Source organism: Caldinitratiruptor microaerophilus (genome assembly GCF_025999835.1).
Lineage (GTDB): Bacteria > Bacillota > Sulfobacillia > Symbiobacteriales > ZC4RG38 > Caldinitratiruptor > Caldinitratiruptor microaerophilus.
Map to the genome: position 1 here is coordinate 980,993 of NZ_AP025628.1, position 17,656 is coordinate 998,648.

The 17,656-nt window shown below is 73.1% G+C and carries 23 protein-coding genes; all 23 read left to right on the top strand.

Features of this window, described 5'->3' with window-relative positions; all coding sequences use genetic code 11:
- The first annotated feature begins 57 nt into the window (after positions 1–57).
- Positions 58–615, top strand: coding sequence for an elongation factor P (gene efp, locus caldi_RS04715; RefSeq protein WP_264843953.1), 558 nt, complete (start codon positions 58–60; stop codon positions 613–615).
- A gap of 117 nt (positions 616–732) precedes the next feature.
- Complete coding sequence (locus tag caldi_RS04720) at positions 733–1,140, top strand: CD1247 N-terminal domain-containing protein (protein ID WP_264843954.1); 408 nt, start codon at positions 733–735, stop codon at positions 1,138–1,140.
- A gap of 109 nt (positions 1,141–1,249) precedes the next feature.
- Positions 1,250–2,179, top strand: coding sequence for a stage III sporulation protein AA (gene spoIIIAA, locus caldi_RS04725; protein WP_264843955.1), 930 nt, complete (start codon positions 1,250–1,252; stop codon positions 2,177–2,179).
- Between the two features lie 10 nt (positions 2,180–2,189).
- Positions 2,190–2,702, top strand: a complete 513-nt coding sequence (locus caldi_RS04730; protein WP_264843956.1) for a stage III sporulation protein AB — start codon at positions 2,190–2,192, stop codon at positions 2,700–2,702.
- Positions 2,703–2,737: 35 nt separating this feature from the next.
- Positions 2,738–2,935 (top strand): stage III sporulation protein AC, encoded by a 198-nt coding sequence (spoIIIAC, locus tag caldi_RS04735; RefSeq protein ID WP_264843957.1) that lies wholly within the window; start codon positions 2,738–2,740, stop codon positions 2,933–2,935.
- A gap of 15 nt (positions 2,936–2,950) precedes the next feature.
- Positions 2,951–3,337, top strand: a complete 387-nt coding sequence (spoIIIAD, locus tag caldi_RS04740; RefSeq protein WP_264843958.1) for a stage III sporulation protein AD — start codon at positions 2,951–2,953, stop codon at positions 3,335–3,337.
- 33 nt (positions 3,338–3,370) lie between these two features.
- Positions 3,371–4,624, top strand: coding sequence for a stage III sporulation protein AE (spoIIIAE, locus tag caldi_RS04745; RefSeq protein ID WP_264843959.1), 1,254 nt, complete (start codon positions 3,371–3,373; stop codon positions 4,622–4,624).
- 10 nt (positions 4,625–4,634) lie between these two features.
- Entirely contained in the window at positions 4,635–5,294 is a 660-nt protein-coding gene (locus tag caldi_RS04750) for a stage III sporulation protein AF (protein WP_264843960.1), read from the top strand.
- Positions 5,295–5,322: 28 nt separating this feature from the next.
- Positions 5,323–5,970 carry a hypothetical protein gene (locus tag caldi_RS04755; protein ID WP_264843961.1) on the top strand — a complete coding sequence of 216 codons (648 nt, stop codon included), beginning with the start codon at positions 5,323–5,325 and terminating at the stop codon, positions 5,968–5,970.
- Positions 5,967–6,506 (top strand): SpoIIIAH-like family protein, encoded by a 540-nt coding sequence (locus tag caldi_RS04760; RefSeq protein ID WP_264843962.1) that lies wholly within the window; start codon positions 5,967–5,969, stop codon positions 6,504–6,506. Before caldi_RS04755 ends, caldi_RS04760 begins: the two co-directional genes overlap by 4 nt.
- 52 nt (positions 6,507–6,558) lie before the next feature.
- Positions 6,559–6,951: an Asp23/Gls24 family envelope stress response protein gene (locus caldi_RS04765; protein ID WP_264843963.1), complete on the top strand. Its 393-nt coding sequence runs from the start codon at positions 6,559–6,561 to the stop codon at positions 6,949–6,951.
- A gap of 15 nt (positions 6,952–6,966) precedes the next feature.
- Positions 6,967–7,506, top strand: a complete 540-nt coding sequence (gene amaP, locus caldi_RS04770; RefSeq protein WP_264843964.1) for an alkaline shock response membrane anchor protein AmaP — start codon at positions 6,967–6,969, stop codon at positions 7,504–7,506.
- An 18-nt stretch (positions 7,507–7,524) separates the two neighbouring features.
- Complete coding sequence (locus caldi_RS04775; RefSeq protein WP_264843965.1) at positions 7,525–7,764, top strand: DUF2273 domain-containing protein; 240 nt, start codon at positions 7,525–7,527, stop codon at positions 7,762–7,764.
- Positions 7,765–7,776: 12 nt separating this feature from the next.
- A complete protein-coding gene (gene nusB, locus caldi_RS04780) occupies positions 7,777–8,202 on the top strand; it encodes a transcription antitermination factor NusB (protein ID WP_264843966.1) in 426 nt (141 codons plus the stop codon).
- 51 nt (positions 8,203–8,253) lie between these two features.
- The gene (gene folD, locus caldi_RS04785; RefSeq protein ID WP_264843967.1) at positions 8,254–9,126 is read left to right on the top strand and encodes a bifunctional methylenetetrahydrofolate dehydrogenase/methenyltetrahydrofolate cyclohydrolase FolD; all 873 of its coding nucleotides are present in this window, start codon (positions 8,254–8,256) and stop codon (positions 9,124–9,126) included.
- A gap of 4 nt (positions 9,127–9,130) precedes the next feature.
- Positions 9,131–10,387 (top strand): exodeoxyribonuclease VII large subunit, encoded by a 1,257-nt coding sequence (gene xseA / locus caldi_RS04790; protein ID WP_264843968.1) that lies wholly within the window; start codon positions 9,131–9,133, stop codon positions 10,385–10,387.
- Positions 10,388–10,424: 37 nt separating this feature from the next.
- Complete coding sequence (gene xseB, locus caldi_RS04795) at positions 10,425–10,688, top strand: exodeoxyribonuclease VII small subunit (RefSeq protein WP_264843969.1); 264 nt, start codon at positions 10,425–10,427, stop codon at positions 10,686–10,688.
- Positions 10,685–11,581 carry a polyprenyl synthetase family protein gene (locus tag caldi_RS04800; protein ID WP_264843970.1) on the top strand — a complete coding sequence of 299 codons (897 nt, stop codon included), beginning with the start codon at positions 10,685–10,687 and terminating at the stop codon, positions 11,579–11,581. Before xseB ends, caldi_RS04800 begins: the two co-directional genes overlap by 4 nt.
- 4 nt (positions 11,582–11,585) lie before the next feature.
- On the top strand, positions 11,586–13,517 hold the full coding sequence (dxs, locus tag caldi_RS04805) for a 1-deoxy-D-xylulose-5-phosphate synthase (protein ID WP_264843971.1): 1,932 nt from the start codon (positions 11,586–11,588) through the stop codon (positions 13,515–13,517).
- 486 nt (positions 13,518–14,003) lie between these two features.
- Positions 14,004–15,476 carry a sigma-54 interaction domain-containing protein gene (locus caldi_RS04810; protein ID WP_264843972.1) on the top strand — a complete coding sequence of 491 codons (1,473 nt, stop codon included), beginning with the start codon at positions 14,004–14,006 and terminating at the stop codon, positions 15,474–15,476.
- 183 nt (positions 15,477–15,659) lie between these two features.
- Positions 15,660–16,634 carry an aliphatic amidase gene (locus caldi_RS04815; protein WP_264843973.1) on the top strand — a complete coding sequence of 325 codons (975 nt, stop codon included), beginning with the start codon at positions 15,660–15,662 and terminating at the stop codon, positions 16,632–16,634.
- Between the two features lie 72 nt (positions 16,635–16,706).
- Positions 16,707–17,114 (top strand): glycine cleavage system protein H, encoded by a 408-nt coding sequence (locus caldi_RS04820; protein WP_264843974.1) that lies wholly within the window; start codon positions 16,707–16,709, stop codon positions 17,112–17,114.
- Between the two features lie 31 nt (positions 17,115–17,145).
- Positions 17,146–17,646: an AmiS/UreI family transporter gene (locus caldi_RS04825; protein WP_264843975.1), complete on the top strand. Its 501-nt coding sequence runs from the start codon at positions 17,146–17,148 to the stop codon at positions 17,644–17,646.
- Positions 17,647–17,656 lie beyond the last annotated feature (10 nt).

Here is a 17,656-nt window from a genome sequence, read left to right on the forward strand (position 1 = left end):
CCGGCGGGCGTGTGGCCCTGGTCTGGCGGGGGAATTGCAGGCAGGAGGTTCGCACGCGTGATCAACGTGAACGATTTCAGCCGGGGCGTGATCATCGAGTACGAGGGCTCGGTCTACCAGGTCCTCGAGTTCCTCCACGTGAAGCCCGGCAAGGGGGCGGCGTTCGTCCGTGCCAAGCTGAAGAACCTGCGCACCGGCGCGGTGATCGAGACCACGTTCCGCGGCGGCGAGCGGGTGCCCCGGGCGCAGGTGGAGCGCGCCGAGTACCAGTACCTGTATGAGAGCGACGGCCTCTACACCTTCATGCACTCGGAAACGTACGAACAGGTCACCCTCACCGCCGATCAGGTCGGGGACGCCAAGAACTTCCTCGTCGAGAACATGACCGTGTACCTCGTCAACTGGGCCGGGCAGATCATCGGCATCGAGCTGCCGAACACGGTGGAGCTCGAGGTGGTGGAGACCGAGCCCGGCGTGCGCGGCGACACCGCCCAGGGCGGCAGCAAGCCGGCCAGGCTCCAGACGGGGTACGTGGTGCAGGTGCCGCTCTTCGTGAACGTCGGCGACCGGGTGAAGGTCGACACACGAACGGGCGAATACCTGGGCCGGGCCTGAGCTCGGCCCTTCCAGTTTTCCGCTCCCTGCCGGACTACATGGCGCGGGCCGGGCCCGGTCATGCTAAACCTGGTCATCGAAGACACGCATGCGCGCGATCAGGGGAGGCTCTGGCCCATGGCAGACCTGCGGGCCCGGGTCGCCTACCTGTCCGGCCTGATCGAGGGCCTGGACGTCGAGGCCGGCTCAGCCGAGGGGCGCGTGCTGGCCGAGATGGTGGGCGTGCTCGGCGAGATGGCGGAGGCCGTCGAGGCGCTGAGCCGGCAGGCCGAGGAACTGGAAGAGTACGTAGACGAGGTGAGCGAGGACCTGGACGACCTCGTGAGCGAGATCGCCTTCATCCCCGACGGCCAGGTCCTCAACGAGGAAGGCGACGACGGCGACGCGGACGAAGAGGCCGCGGGGGCGGACGTCACCGAGATCCGCTGCCCCAACTGCGGGGCGACCGTCGCCGTCACGGCAGGGGAGGGCACGGACGGGGCGGTGTCCGTCACCTGCCCGAACTGCGGCGCGCCGGTGAGCTGAGGCCGGCGACCCGAGCGCGGGGGCCCGTCCGCACGGACGGGCCCCCGGCGCGCAGGCATAACCTGTCCCGCCCGGGCGTATCCATGCGGCGTGGGAGGTGGCCGGGGCGGTGGAAGCGGTCCTCCCGTACCTGGCCCCCTCGCTCCGGGAGCCCGTGGCCGGGGCCGCCCGCCGCCTGCCCGGGCTGGAGGAGATCCGGCTGCGTGCCGGCCGCCCCGTCGAGCTGGTGGCAGCCGCCGGCAGCGGGTTCGTGACCGAGGACGGCCGGCTCGCCGCCGAGGCGGAGGCTGGGCGTCCGATCGGGGCCGAGGAGGTCTCCCGCACCTTCCAGCTGGTCTGCCAGGGCTCCGTCTACGCCTGGGAGGAGGAGCTGCGGGGCGGGTTCGTCACCCTGCCCGGCGGGCACCGGGTCGGCGTGGCCGGGCGGGCCGTCGTGGAGGGGGGCCGGGTGCGGACGATCCGGCCGGTGGGAGGGCTCAACATCCGGATCGCCCGCCAGGTGCGCGGCGCGGCGCTTTCCCTGCTGCCGCGCCTCCGCCGTGCCGGCGGCCGGCTGGCCTCGACGATCCTGCTGGCGCCGCCCGGCGGAGGCAAGACGACCCTCCTCCGGGACCTGATCCGGCTGGTCTCGGGCGGGGTGCCGGCCCTGGGGCTCGCGGGGGCGAGGGTGACGGTGGTGGACGAGCGGTCCGAGATCGCCGGGTGCGTGGCCGGGGTGCCCTCCCTCGACGTCGGGCCCCGGACCGACGTGCTCGACGGCTGCCCCAAGGCGGAGGGCATGATGCTCGCCATCCGGGCACTCTCGCCCGAGGTCCTCGCGGTGGACGAGATCGGCCGTCCGGAGGACGTGGTCGCGCTGCGGGAAGCCCTGCGCACCGGGGTCACGGTCCTCGCCACCGCCCACGCGGGGTCGGTGGAGGAGGCGCGGCGCCGCCCGGCCCTGGGCCCGCTTCTGGGCGAGGGGGCGTTCGAGCGGGCGGTCGTCCTGAGCCGGCGCTCGGGTCCCGGAACGGTGGAGGCCGTCTGGCCGGCGGGGTGAGGTGGTGCGGATGCTCCTGCGGCTCCTGGGAGCCGGCGCGGTCTTCTGCGCCGGGGCGGCGATCGGCTGGCAGCTCGCGCAGCCCCTGAGGCGCCGGCCGGAGGAACTGCGGTCGCTGGCCGCGGGGCTGGCGCTCCTGGAGACCGAGATCGCCTACGGGGCAACGCCGCTTCCTGCCGCCCTGGAGCGCGCGGCCTCCGCCGGCCCGCCGGCCGCTGCGCTCTACGGCCGGGCGGCGGCGCTCTGCCGGCAGGGGAGGCTGCCGTCCGAGGCCCTGGAGGAGGCCCTCGCGGAGCTGTACGCGAACTCGTCGCTCACCGCCGCCGACCGCCAGGCCCTGTCCCTGCTCGCGCGCGTGCTGGGCGCCTCGGACCGGGCCGACCAGGCCCGCCACCTCCGCCTGTGCCGGGAGCGCCTGGCCGCCGCCGAGGCGCAGGCGGAGGCGGAGCGGCAGCGGCACGAGCGGGTGTACCGCCAGCTCGGGCTGGCGGCGGGGGCGGCGGCCGCCATCCTGCTCTTGTAGGCCGCCTAGACCGCCGGGACGAGGGGGAGCCTGGCGTGGACGTCGAGGTGATCATGAAGATCGGGGCCATCGGGATCCTGGTGGCCGCCCTGTTCGTCGTGCTCAAGCAGGCCGGCCGGGAGGAGCACGGGCTCCTGGTGACCATCGTCGGCGTGGTGGTCGTGCTCACCATGGTCATGACCCTCGTGGCCCGCTTCTTCGAGACGGTGCGCACCATATTCCGTCTGTACTGAACCGGGGGTCCCGCGATGGAAATGCTCCAGGTCCTCGGGCTCGCCCTCGCCGCGGGCGTGGTGCTCGTGGTCCTGCGCCAGCAGCGGCCTGAGATGGCCCTGCTCCTGTCGGTGGCGACGGGGGTGGTGCTCTTCACCCTCGTCGTGGGCCGCCTCCTGGCCGTGATCCAGACCCTGGAGGCGCTCGGCAGCCGGGCACGGATCGACGTCGCGTACCTCGGCACGGTGCTGAAGATCATCGGGATCGCCTACCTGGCCGACTTCGGGAGCCAGGTCCTCACCGACGCCGGCGAGCGGGCGATCGCCGCGAAGGTGGAGATGGCGGGCAAGGTCCTGATCCTCCTCCTGGCGGTCCCGATCCTGGTCGCGATCCTCGAGCGATTGCTGGACATGGTGGGGTGAGCCATGCGTCCGGCTGCGGGGGAGGGGGAGGCGGTGGGGTGGCGTGCGCGGGTGCTCCTGTCGGCGGGGGTCGTCCTGGCCTCCCTGGCCGCCGGACCCCGGGCGGCGGCGGCGGGGAGCCCGCCGCCGGGCGCGGCCGGGCCGCCGGGTGCCCTCGCAGCCCCGTCCGCCTCCCACGCGGAGGCCACGCCGGATCCCCGCCAGCTGCTCCAGGACCAGCTGGAAGCCCTCGACACGGCGCCGCTCGAGGGCGTCCTGAGCGAGATGAACCGGGCCTGGGCGGGGTACGGGCCCGAGCTCAGCCTGGAGCAGGTCCTGGACCTCTACCGGGGCGAGGGCCGCCGGTGGGACCCGGTCTCGATCCTGCGGGGGCTGGCCCACTACTTCCTGCGGGAAGTCCTCGGCAACTCCGGTCTCCTCCTCAAGCTCGTGGTGCTGAGCGCGCTGGCGGCCCTCCTGGGGCACCTCCAGGGAGCGTTCGCGCACGAGGCCACGTCCCGCATCGCCCACGCGGTGGTGTACCTGGCGCTGGCCGGGCTGGCCCTCACCGGCTTCGGCCTGGCCGCCGAGGCCGCCCGGCAGGTGATGTCCGACCTGCAGGGCTTCCTCCTCGCTCTACTCCCGACCCTCCTCGTCGCCCTCGGGGGGCTCGGCGGGGCGGCGACCACCGCCCTCCTCCAGCCTGCGCTGCCGGTCCTGACGGGCGGGGTCATCGCCATCACGTCGACGGTCGTGTTCCCGCTCATCTACCTGGCCGCCGTCCTCGACATCGTCAGCGGCCTGGGTGAGGGGTTGCGCCTCACCCACCTGGCCTCCCTCCTCCGCCAGTCGGCCCTGGTGGTGATGGGGCTGGCGCTCACGGTGTTCCTCGGGGTGACCGGGGTCAAGGCGGTGGCGGGGACGGTCGGCGACTCCCTGGCGCTGCGGACCGCCAAGTACATGAGCGGCGCCCTCATGCCCGTCGTGGGGAAGATGTTCGCCGACGCCGCGGAACTGGTCTGGTCCTCCGGGCTCCTCCTCAGGAACGCCCTGGGTCTCCTCGGGCTGGCCGGCATCTTCTTCATCACGGCGTTCCCGTGCCTGAAGATCCTGTCCCTGATCCTGGTCTACCGCGGCGCCGCCGCCCTCGTGCAGCCCCTGGGCCCCACGGGCGTCGCCTCGCTCCTCCACACCATGGCCGGCGCCCTCACCCTGATGTTCGTCTCCGCCTCCCTTGTGGGGCTCATGTTCTTCCTGGGCGTGGGGGTGCTCCTGGGGGCGGCGAATGCGGCCGCCATGCTGCGCTGAGGGGAGTCCCATGGACGCACTGCGGGAGATGGCCCGTAGCCTCGTGATCCTCGCCGTTCTCGCCCTGGGCCTGGAGATGGCCCTCCCCCAGGGCGCCATGCGCCCTTACGTGCGGGCGACCGTAGGCCTCCTGGCCATGCTGGTGATCCTCGACCCCGTCCTGGCCCTCGCCCGCCGCCCGGTCGCCGCCCTGCCGGCGGGCCCGCTGGACCCCGGCTCGACCCGCTTCCCGACGCTGGAGGAGATCGCCGCCGCCACGAAGCGCCTGCGCCAGGAGAACGAGGGTCTCATCGCCCGGGAGTTCGGGGAGCAGGTGCGGCGGGCTGCCGAGCGGGCGGCCCGGGCCCTGCCCGGCGTGGCGTCCGCCCGCGCCGACGTGCACCTCGGCCCTCCCGAGGCGCCCCTCGGCCCGCCGAAGGTGACCCTGGTCCGGCTCGAGGTCCGGCCCGGGTCCCGGCCGGAACCGGAGGCGGCCGCCGTCGAGCCCGTCCGGCCGGTCGAACCGGTGCGGGTGGGCGCCGGCGAGGGGCCCGGGAGGAGCCTCCCGACCGGCCCCCCGGCGGGGGCGCTGGCGCGGGAGGTGCAGCGGCACGTGAGCGCCGCGCTGGGGCTGCCGGCGTCCCGGGTGCTCGTAACCGTCCGGGAGGCGGCGCCGGCTGGGGGGCCGTGAGCGAGCGCAGACAGGGGAGGGACGGCCGATGGAGGGCGAGCGACCCACCATTGAGGGGCTGCTGAGCCGGTGGCTGAACCTCAAGGACCGGCAGGTGCGGGCGATCCTGTACATCCTGGTGCTGGGCCTGGCCGGCATGTGGATCGTCCAGTTCGACCGGTTCCTCGGCGCCGGGCGGATGCGCCAGGGTCCAGCCGGCACGCTCGTGACCGGGCCCGCTGCCGGTCCCGCCGACCCCGTCGCGTCGGACCTGCGGAGCCAAGAGACGCTCCTGGCGCAGGACCTCGAGCGCGTGCTGTCCGCCGTCGCCGGCGCCGGCGAGGTCCGCGTCCAGGTGACCCTGGCCTCCGGGCCCGAGCGTGTGCCGGCCCTCGAGTCGCGGCAGGGCACCCGCACGATCGAGGAGCAGGACGCGGACGGGGGACGGCGCCGGACGACCGACCAGAACCAGGAGACCCGCCCGGTCATGGCCGGTGCCGGCGGGGGCTCCGAGCCCTGGGTGCAGGAGACCCGGGGGGCCGAGGTCGCCGGCGTCCTGGTGGTGGCCGAGGGGGCGCGCTCGGCGCGCGTCCGGTACGAACTGCAGCGGGCCGTCGAGGTGGCGCTCGGCATCCCCCCGAACCGGGTGGTCGTGATGCCGATGGGCGGGGACAGGACAGGAGGTGGCAGCCGGTGAAGGGGAGAGGGCGGGCGGACCTCGTGCGGTTCGCGCTCTTCCTGGTGATCGTGGCCGGGCTCGTGGCGTACGTGGCGGCCTGGCGGCGCGGGCTCGGGCGTGACCGGGCGGGCCGCTGGGAGGCGCCGGGCGCCGCCCCGCCGGTCGGGTTGTCCGCTCCGCCCGCGGCGGACGGAGGCGCGGAGGGCGGCGACTTCTTCGCCGACTTCCGCCTCGAGCGCGACCGGGCCCGGGGTCGGGAGCGGGAGATGCTGCGGGAGCTCATGACCCCGTCGACCCCGGAGGAGGCCCGCCGGCAGGCGAACGAGCGGTACCTCCGGCTGAGCCGGCTCATGGGCCTGGAGGTGGAGCTGGAGGGGCTCATCCGCAGCCGGGGTTTCGAGGACGCGGTGGTCTTCCTCGGGGACAGCGCCGCCCAGGTGGTGATCCGGACCCCCTCGCTCACGCCGGTCCAGGTTGCCGCCGTCGCCGACCTGGTGCACCAGGTCGCGGGGGTCGACCCGGACCGGATCCGGATCGTGGCACGTGAGCGGTGATGGCATCCACTCCATGTGCTAGAATGCCAGTTGGGCGGAAGGGGGGATCCCGTTGACCCCGGATGGAGCTCCGGGCGCGGAGGAGTCGGCCAGCGTCCGCATCGCCGACGACGTGGTGGCCGTGATCGCCAGCATCGCCGCCACCGAGGTCGAGGGGGTCGCCGGCATGTCCGGCGGACTGGTGAGCGGCATGGCGGAGATGCTGGGCAAGAAGCAGCTGTCCAAGGGCGTGAAGGTCCAGGTGGGCGAGAAGGAGTGCGCCCTGGACCTCTTCCTCGTCGTGGAGTACGGCGTGCGGATCCCGGAAGTGGCCCAGCGCGTGCAGGAAAACGTGAAGCGCGCGGTGGAGAGCATGACCGGCCTGAAGGTGGTCGAGATCAACATCCACGTGCAGGGGATCTCGATGCACAGCGAGGACCGGACCGACGAAGTGAAGGTGCGCTGAGGGGAGCGGAGACGTTTGGGCACCCTGGACCGGGTCATCCTCACCCTGTACACCCTGTCCCTGGCCATCCTGTCCTTCCTGACGGCTCTCTACGCCGTGAGCCCGGACTGGGTGCCGATCGTGCGGTGGTTCGAGGAGGCGCGTTCCGGCCCGAACCGGCTCGTGCTCGGGCTGGTCGGGGCCGCCTTCTTCGCGGTCAGCGTCCGGCTCATCTTCTTCGCCTTCGCCCGCCGCGGAGCCGGACAAGCCGTGGTGCACGAGACCGAGGTCGGCGAGGTGCGGATCTCGCTCAGCGCGGTCGAGAGCCTCGTCCGCCGGGTGGCCCGGGGGATCAAGGGCGTCCGGGACGTGAAGGCGGGGGTCTTCCTGGGCCCCTCGGGGCTCGTCGCGGAGATCCGGGGCACGCTCAGCCCGGATGTCAGCATCCCCGACGTGTCGGCGGAGATGCAGTCGGCCGTGAAGGCGCAGGTCCACCGGGTGGTCGGGGTCGAGGTCGCCGAGGTGCGGGTCCGGGTGGAGAGCCTGGCCACCGAACCCCGCCGCCGGCTGGACTGAGGACGGGGGGTGCGGGCGGTGTGGGAGGCGTGGGTCCGGGAACTTCTGACCCGCCACCGCTACAAGACGCTGGGAGCGCTGTCCGGCCTCGTCTTCGCCCTCCTGGTGGTCTGGCTGGGTCTCCTTTGGGCGCTGTTTATCGTCCTGTGCACGGGCACAGGTTACTGGGTGGGAAAGCGCCTGGACGAAGCACCGGAGAGCGTGGCGGAGTTCCTGGAGCGGTTCCTGCCGGGGTCTGGCGGCCCGCGGCAGGGGTAGGGGGCATCGGCGGTGAAGCGGCGCCGCGCGAGGGCGCTGGCCCTGGAGGTTCTGTACGAGATCGACCTGACCGGCCACAGCCCCGAGGAGGCGTGGCAGGGCGCCCGGGCGCGCTCGTCCGGGCTCGACGACGAGGGCGGGGCGTACGCGTGGCGCCTGGTGTCGGGGGTCACGGCCCACCGGGCGGAGCTGGACGCGGAGATCGCGTCGCGGGCCCGGGACTGGACCCTGGAACGCATGGCCGCCGTCGACCGCAACGTGCTCCGCATCGGCCTCTACGAGCTCCTCTACGTCCCCGAGGTTCCGGAGAGCGTCCTGGCGAACGAGGCCGTCGAGCTCGCCAAGGTGTACGGCACGGAAGATTCCCCCCGCTTCGTGAACGGTATCCTGGGGGCCGCCATCCGTGACGGCCTGCGCAAGTCGCGCACGGGCGCGTGACCGCCTGCCCCGGGGCTCTGCTCCCACGACCTCGCCGAGGAGGGCGCACACATGCCGGCACGCATCATCGACGGGAAGCAGATCGCCGCAGACCTGCGGGCCGACCTGGCCCGGGAGGCGGCAGCGCTCAGGGAGCGCGGCCTGGTACCGGGGCTCACCGTCATCCTGGTGGGCGAGGACCCGGCCTCCGTGATCTACACCCGGAACAAGCAGCAGGTGGCCGCGGAACTGGGGTACAAGTCGGAGCTCATCCGACTGCCGGCGACCACCACGCAGGACGAGCTGCTGGAGCTCATCGCCCGCCTGAACGCGGACCCGACGGTCCACGGGATCCTGATCCAGTCCCCGCTGCCCCCCGGCCTCGACGAGGAGTTCATCTTCTCCCAGGTGCACCCGGACAAGGACGTCGACGGCTTCCACCCGGTCAACGTCGGCCGGCTGTGGACCGGGCAGAAGGGGCTCGTGCCCTGTACGCCGGCCGGGATCATGCACATGCTGCGGGTGACCGGCATCGACCCGAAGGGGCTGCGGGCCGTGGTGGTGGGGCGCTCGAACATCGTGGGCAAGCCGATGGCGGCCCTTCTCCTGAACGCCCACGCCACCGTGACGCTCTGCCATTCCCGCACCCGGGACCTGCCCGCCGTGTGCCGCGAGGCGGATATCCTGGTGGCGGCCGTGGGGCGGGCGCGGATGATCACGGCCGACTACGTGAAGCCGGGCGCCGTGGTGATCGACGTCGGGGTGAACAAGGTGCCCGGGACCAAGAACAAGATCGTGGGCGACGTCGACTTCGAACCGGTTGCCGAGGTCGCCGGCCACATCACCCCGGTGCCGGGGGGCGTCGGGCCCATGACCATCGCCCAGCTCATGAAGAACACCCTCATCGCCGCCCGCAGGGCGTGGGGGCTGCCGGAGGAGGGGTGAGGGCGTGTCGGTCCTCCCGGCGCTGCCGGAGCGGCGAGAGGTCCTTTCCGTACGGGCGCTGACCCTTTACGTCAAGAACCTCATCGAGGGCGACGAACTGCTCGCCGACCTCTGGGTGCGGGGCGAGATCTCCAACTGGCGGCGCCACGTCTCCGGGCACTGCTACTTCACGCTGAAGGACGAGCACGCGCAGGTCCGCTGCGTGATGTTCCGCTCCCAGGCCGCCCGGCTCCGGTTCGAGCCGGAGGACGGGATGCGGGTCCTGGCGCGCGGGCGGGTCGGCGTGTTCGAGCGCGACGGGCTGTACCAGTTCTACGTGGCCGAGCTCGAGCCGGACGGCCGCGGCGCCCTGCACCTGGCCTTCGAGCAGCTCAAGGCCCGCCTGCAGGCGGAGGGCCTCTTCGACCCGGCCCGCAAGCGGCCCCTGCCGAGGCTGCCGCGCAAGATCGGCATCGTGACGTCGCCCACGGGGGCGGCGATCCGCGACATGATCACGGTTGCCCGCCGCCGCTTCCCCAACGTGCACATCGTGCTGGCGCCCGCTCTCGTGCAGGGCGACGAGGCGCCGGGAAGCCTCATCGCCGCCCTGGCCCGGGTCGTCCGGGTGCCGGGGGTCGACGTGGTGATCATCGGCCGGGGCGGCGGGTCGCTCGAGGAGCTGTGGGCGTTCAACGACGAGGCCCTGGCGCGGGCCATCGCGGCCTGCCCGGTCCCGGTCGTCTCGGCCGTCGGGCACGAGACCGACTTCACCATCGCCGACTTCGTCGCCGACCTGCGGGCCCCGACGCCGTCCGCGGCGGCCGAGCTGGTCGTCCCGAGCAAGAGTGACCTCGTGCGCCTGCTGCGGACGGCGGAGGCGAGGCTGGAGGCGGCGGCGCGCGCGCAGATCGCCCGCCGGCGCGAGCGCCTGCGGCTCCTGACCGGCCGGCGGGTCCTGCAGCGCCCCGTGGACGGCATCCTGGCGGCCCGCCAGCAGATCGACGGCCTCACCCGCCGGCTCGCCCTCGCGGCGGATGGGCTCATCCGCCGCCACCGCGCCGCCCTCGGCGGGCTGGCCGGCCGGCTGGACGCGTTGAGCCCGCTCGCCGTCCTGGCACGGGGATACGCCATCGTCCGGGACGAGGCCGGCCGCGTGGTGCGGGCGCCCGGCGACGTCACCGCCGGCCAGCGCCTGGAGGTGATCCTCCAGCACGGCCGCCTCTGGGCGCGGGCCGAGGGCCCCGGGCCGGCGGCAGGTGCGGCCCGGGACAAGGGCGAATAACCATAGGCGCCGCAGGCGGTACGGGCAGGGAGTGGTCGTGACGGAGGCGCGGAGCGAGGGCGCCGGGGCCCTCACGTTCGAGGAGGCGCTGGCCCGGCTCGAGGAAGTGGTCCGGGCGCTGGAGGCCGGGGACCGGAGCCTGGAGGAGTCGCTGGCGCTCTTCCAGGAGGGAATCGAGCTGGCCCGGCTGTGCCAGGCGCGCCTGGACGAGGCAGAGGCCCGGATCGAGAAGCTGCTGGAGATCCGCGACGGCGCCGCCGTCACGGAGCCGTTCGAGCCGCCCGGAGGCCAGAACCCGTGACGTCGCGGACGCTGGCGGAGGTCCTGGCGGAGTCGGCCGCCCGGGTCGAGGCCGCACTCGAGCGCTACCTGGGTCCGGAGGCGGGTCCGCCCCGGCTGGTGGAGGCGATGCGGTACAGCCTCCTGGGGGGCGGCAAGCGGCTGCGGCCTTTTCTGGTGCTCACCGCCGCCGAGGTGTGCGGCGGCGACCCGGAGGCGGCGCTCCCCGCGGCCTGCGCGGTCGAGATGGTGCACACGTACTCCCTCATCCACGACGACCTGCCGTGCATGGACGACGACGACTTCCGCCGCGGCCGGCCGAGCGCCCACCGCGTCTTCGGCGAGGGATTGGCCGTGCTGGCGGGCGACGCCCTCCTCACCCTGGCCTTCGAGGTCATGGCGGGGCTCGAGGGCGACCCGCGCGTCGGCCCCGGGCGGGCGATCCGCGCCGTGGCGGAACTGGCCCGCGCGGCCGGGCCGGCCGGCATGGTCGGCGGCCAGGTGCTGGACCTGGAATGGGAGGGGCGGGACGCGCCGGTGGCCGTCCTGGAGGATCTCGACCGGCGGAAGACGGGGGCGCTCATCGCCGGCAGCCTCCGGATCGGCGCCATCGTCGCCGGGGCCAGCCCCGCCCAGGAGCAGGCCCTGACGGCGTACGGGCTGCACCTGGGACTGGCCTTCCAGATCCAGGACGATATACTGGACGTGGTGGGCGATCCGGCCGTGCTGGGCAAGCAGGCCGGGTCGGACGAGCGGCAGGCCAAGTCGACCTACGTGCGGGCGCTGGGCCTGGAGGGCGCGCGGGCGCGCGCCCGGGCGGCCGCGCAGGCCGCCACCGAGGCGCTGGCCCCCCTCGGGCCGGGCGCCCGGGTCCTGGCCGAGCTGGCGGCCTACGTGATCGAACGGGAGCGCTGAGGCCATGCTGCTGGAGGGCATACGAGGCCCCGAGGACCTGCGGGGCCTGAGTGTCCCGGAACTGGAACGCCTGGCCGGCGAGATCCGGCAGGTCGTGGTGGAGACGGTGGCCCGGACCGGTGGCCACCTCGCCCCCAACCTGGGGGTGGTGGAGCTCACCCTGGCGCTGCACACCGTCTTCTCGAGCCCGCAGGACAAGATCCTCTGGGACGTGAGCCACCAGAGCTACCCGCACAAGCTCGTGACGGGGCGCCTGCCGCTCTTCCACACGCTGCGCCAGGTGGGCGGACTGGCGGGGTACACCCACCCCGCGGAGAGCCCCCACGACCACTTCCACTGGGGCCACGCGTCCACGGCGCTGTCGGCGGCCATCGGCCTGGCGAAGGCGCGCGACCTGGCGGGGGAGACCTACGACGTGGTGGCCGTGGTGGGCGACGGGGCGCTCACCGGCGGCATGGCCTTCGAGGCGCTGGACCACGGCGGCCACGACAAGACCCGCGTGATCGTGGTCCTGAACGACAACTCCATGTCGATCTCCCCGAACGTGGGCGGGATCAGCCAGCTCCTCGCCCGAATCCGCACCGGGCCGCACTACCAGGCCCTGAAGCAGCAGGCCGCCGAGGTCCTCAAGGGCCTGCCGGTGTTCGGCCCCCAGGCCTTCGACGTGGTCGACCGCATGAAGGAGGGGGTCAAGCACCTCCTGCTGCCCACGATGTTCTTCGAGGACCTGGGCTGGACGTACCTGGGTCCGGTCGACGGCCACAACCTCACGGCGCTCCAGGCGGCGCTCCGGCAGGCCCGGAGCCTCCGGGAGCCGGTGGTGGTGCACGTCGTCACCACCAAGGGGAAGGGCATCCCCTACGCGGAGGAGCTCCCGGACAAGTACCACGGCGGCGGTCCCTTCGACATCGCCACCGGCAGGTTCCTGCCCGGGGCGACGACGTACAGCGAGGTCTTCGGCAACACGATGGTCCGGATCGCCCGGGAAGACCCGGACGTGGTGGCCATCACCGCCGCCATGCCCGGCGGGACCGGGCTGAGCCGGTTCGCCCGGGAGTTCCCGGACCGCTTCTTCGACGTGGGGATCGCCGAGCAGCACGCGGCAGCCTTCGCCGCCGGCCTGGCCAAGGGCGGGAAGAAGCCGGTCTTCGCCGTGTACTCCACCTTCCTGCAGCGGGCCTACGACCAGGTCATCCACGACGTGGCCCTCCAGGGGTTGCCCGTGGTGTTCGCCATCGACCGGGCCGGCCTCGTGGAGGACGGCGCCACCCACCAGGGCGTGTTCGACGTCGCCTACCTGCGGTGCGTGCCCGGGATCGTGGTCGGGGCACCCCGGGATGAGAACGAACTCCAGCACATGCTGTACACGGGGATCCGGTACCGGGGCGGGCCCTTCGCGCTGCGGTACCCGCGCGGCAAGGCGCAGGGCGTGCCGCTCGACGCGGAGCTGAGGGAACTGCCGATCGGCAAGGGCGAGGTGCTGCGGCCCGGCCGGGACGCGGCCGTGCTCGCGCTCGGCGTCTGGGCGCCCGCCGCCCTGGCGGCGGCCCGAGCGCTGGAGGCCGAGGGCCTGGACGTGATGGTGGCCGACGCCCGCTGGGTGAAGCCCCTGGACCTCGACCTCGTGCGGGAGGCCGCCGCCACGGGGCGGATCGTCACGGTCGAGGAGGCGGCCCTGGCGGGGGGCTTCGGGTCCGCGGTGCTCGAGGCCCTGGCCGACCTCGGGCTGAGCGGGGTCGAGGTGCGCCGCCTCGGGGTGCCGGACCGCTTCGTCCCCCACGGCCGGCCTGCCCACTACCTGGAGGAGATCGGACTGAGCGCCGAGGGCATCGCGGCGGCGGTCCGGGACGTCGTGCTCGCAGGTCGGCGCCAGATGCCGGCACGGCGCCCCGGGGCGCGGAGCCGCGTCGCGGCGCACCGGTCGGGCGGGGCGTGAGGGACTCGGGCGAGACGGAACCGTCCCCCCGAACCCGAACCGACGGACAGCCGGCGCGGACCGGTTCCGGCTGGTGGGACACCGTCACTCGGGGTGGCACGAAACGCACGGCATGACAGGCGAGACCCCGGTTCGAGTGTCAAGGTTTGCGTTTTGCTGCCCCTGCGGAGGCGCAAGGTCGGGCAGAAGAGGACGACCGGCGTTGCGAGGTCAACGCGATCGGGGCGTTATGTCAACGGGAAAGGTCGAAGCGACCGGCCCAAACGCAATACTTGAGAGGCGACGGCCGCGTTTGCCGCGCAACCTTTGCGGATCGCAGGGCGGCCACACCATGTAACAAAAAGATATCGGTATGATCACACGGCTCCACGAGTGACACGCTGTACCTGGACTCACCCCACACTGCGCACGCTGCACAGGATGAAGACCCGGAAGATCGCCCGGGGGTTGACCCCCGGGCTTCGTGCGTTCCCAGGGGGGGTACTGGTGGTCCGCGGTGGAGATCTTCTGGGGGCCGCCGCGCGTGGGTTCGCCCAGCTGGCCGAGGTCGTTTGGGGCACCCCCGTGGTGATCGTGCTGGCGGATCGCCGGGGGAGAGTGGTGTGCCAGGCCGGCGGAGAGGGCGGGGTGGGGACGCGGTCTCTCCACCTGGACCCCGCGTGGGAGAGCGTTGTACGCGTCCTGCCCCGGGTGCTCGGAGAGGTGGAGAACCGGACCGCGCTCTGGGTGGAGGTGGGACCTGAAGGCGCCGGCTGGGCGGTGGCCGCCCTGCGAGATCCCGGCGGGGAGGTGGCCGGGGTGGTCGGCGTTCAGGGGCGGGACGGCGTCACCGGCCGGGCGACCGCCATGTGCCTGGCCGGGATCGCGGCCCGAGCACTGGCGGCGGTCCCCGGCGGGGCCGGAGCGGCGGCGCCGGTGGCGGCGACCCGACCCGGCAGGGGGGCCGCAGCGCGGTACACGTTCGACGACCTCGTGGGCCGGAGTCCGGCGTTCCTCCGGGCCGTCGGGCTTGCGCGCGCCGCCAGCCGGGTGGAGGCCAACGTGCTCCTGGAGGGCGAGAGCGGAACCGGGAAGGAGCTGTTCGCGCAGGCCATCCACCGGGCCAGCCGGCGCGGCGGCGGCCCGTTCGTCGCCATCAACTGTGCAGCGATCCCGCGAGAGCTCATCGCCAGCGAGCTGTTCGGCTATGCGGCCGGTGCCTTCACCGGCGCCAGGCCGGGGGGAAACCCCGGCGCCTTCGAGGCGGCGAGCGGCGGGACGCTCTTCCTGGACGAAGTCGGCGAGATGCCGGTGGATCTCCAGGCGGCGCTCCTCCGGGTGCTGGAGGAGCGGGCGGTGGTGCGCGTCGGGAGCCGGACCCCGGTGCCCGTCGACGTGCGGGTGATCGCCGCCACCAACCGCAACCTCGAGCAGGAGGTCCGCCGCGGCCGCTTCCGGCTCGACCTCTTCTTCCGCCTCAACGTGATCCACATCGTCCTTCCGCCGTTGCGGGAGCGCCGGGAGGACATCCCACTCCTGGTGCGCCACTTTCTCGCCGGCTTTGCCCCGCCCGGGGCGCTCCCCTCCGAGCCGGGGCCTGAGGTGGCCGCGGCCCTGGCTGCCCGGGACTGGCCGGGGAACGTGCGCGAGCTCCGCAACGTGGTGGAGCGCGCCGTGCTCCTGGGAGGGCCGAATCCCTCGCCGGACGACTTTCGCCTCGCGCTCGGGGCCGGACCGGGAGCCGGGCCGTCGCCGGAGGCAGGGCAGCGGGAGTCCGAGCGTGAGCGGCTGCGCGCGGTCCTCGAGGCTACCGGTGGCAACCGGGTCCGCGCGGCGGCGCTCCTGGGCATCGCCCGCAGCACCCTCTACAGGCGGATGAGCCGGCTGGGTCTGGCCGGCGAGGCGGGGCCCCGCGGGCCAGGTGTGGATTTCGCGGCGCGCCGGGTCCGGCGTCCCGACGATGTCACCGGCGGCCGTTGATCCATGACCGATGTCGCGCGGCACCGCTGTCCCGCGGGACAGGTCGTCGGGACAGCCGGCCCGGGGAAAGCCCCGGGGCTGCGGGTTCTGCCGGCCGCCCCCGACGTGGCACGGGACTTGCTGCGAGAAACCCCCGGCCGGCGGCAGGTGCCGCCGGGAGCACAGAGCCGGAGGGTGATGCACATGCCGGTGGGTACCATCTCCTCGTCGCGCGACACGGTCGGCGTTGCGGTGGTGAATTACCGGGTTCCGGTGGTGGAGAGCAAGGCGGAAGTCCTGGAGAACTGCAAGCGCATCGCCAGCTTCATCGATGGCGCCAAGCGGGGCTACCCCGGTCTGGACCTCATCATCTTCCCGGAGTACAGCACGCAGGGATTCCACCCCACCAGGTGGCTGGAGCTGAGCACCACGGTGCCGGGGCCGGAGACCGACATCTTTGCCGAAGCCTGCCGGCGCAACAAGGTCTGGGGCATCTTCTCGATCACGGGGGAACTCAACCCGAAGGGAAACCCGTGGAACTCGCTCGTCATGATCAACGACCGCGGCGAGATCGTGATGAACTACCACAAGATCCACCCGTGGGTGCCTCAGGAGCCGTGGTACCCGGGGAGCGAAGTCCTGGTCGTCGAGGGGCCCAAGGGTCTCAAGGTCGCCGGCACCATCTGCTACGACTGCAACCAGCCGGAGATCGTGCGCGAGGCGGTGATGAAGGGCGCCGAGCTCGTTGTCCGGATCCAGGGCTACATGCACCCGACCAGCCTGCAGCAGAAGCTGATCTCGCAGGTCCGCGCCTGGGAGAACCTCACGTACTTTGCCGTCGCGAACATGGCGGGACGTGATCTGGTCTACTCGTACTTCGGCGGGTCGAACATCGTGAACTTCGATGGCACCGTGCTCGCCGAGTGCGGCCAGACGCCTGACGAGGTGACCTACGCCCTGCTCTCGCTCTCGGCGATCCGGGACGCCCGCCGGAACTGGACGGCGGAGAACCACCTCTTCAACATCACCCACCGGGGGTACACGGCCGTGCAGGACGGGGTGGCCGAGTGCCCGTACGAGTTCTACCGGACCTGGGTCACCGACCCGGCCAAGGCGCGCCAGATGTCCGAGCGGCTCACCCGGAGCACGGTCCAGCCGGAGGAGCACGCGGCCGACTGAGCGGGCGCCGCTCGAGGCGGCGGGGGAGGCCGCCCTCCACCGGGGCGGCCTCCCGCATGCGGGGGTGAGCCGGTGTACCCGGACGACCGCCGCTACACCCATGACCACGTGTGGGCCCGCCGGGAGAACGGCGGCTGGCGCGTGGGGATCAGCGAGCACCTCGCCCGCCAGCTGACGTGGGTGACGGCGGTCCGGTTGCCGCGGCAGGGTACCCACGTGGAGCGCGCACAGGACCTGGCCTCGATCGAGGCCACGAAGGTGACCTGGAGCGTGCCGGCGCCCTTCGCCGGCCGGGTTCTCTCCGTCAACGCTCCCCTTTCGCACCGCCTGGAGCGCATGCAGGATCTGAAGCGTGACCCGTACGGCGAGGGATGGCTGGTCGTGCTGGTTCCGGACGATCCGGGCGACCCGGAGCGGCTCCTGGACGCATCCGCCTACGCGGTCCACGCGGCAGGGTCGGACGGGGGTTTCCCCGGCTGAGCGCGCCGGGGACACGGATGGAGGTGTCGATGTGCTGGGGCTGGGGCTTCTTTACGTGGGGGCGGTGCTCTTCCTGAACGCGCTCTCCCTCCTCGGGCGGGTTTCCGCCCGCGGGGCGTCCGTCATGAACTTCTTCACCGGCGTGCTCACCTTCATCATCGCCATGTACACCGCGCTGGCGCGGCCGGCCGGCGACGCTTCCTACTTCGCGGCCGCGCAGACGCTCCTGTTCTCGTTCACCTATCTGTGGGTCGCGATCAACGGGTACTTCGAGGTGGAGGACGGGTCGGCGCTGGGGTGGTACTGCCTCTTCGTCGCCGCGGTGACGGTTCCCACGGCGGCCCTCACGTTCGCGGCGGGGGACCTTCGCTTCGGCCTCATCTGGCTGGCCTGGGGATTCCTCTGGTTCCTGTTCTGGCTGCTCCTGGCCCTGAAGCGCAACCTCGCGAGGTTCACCGCCTACGTCACGCTGGCCGAGGCCGTCCTCACCTGCATGGTGCCGGGCTTTCTGATCCTGACCGGGAGGTGGTGAGGCGCCGGGA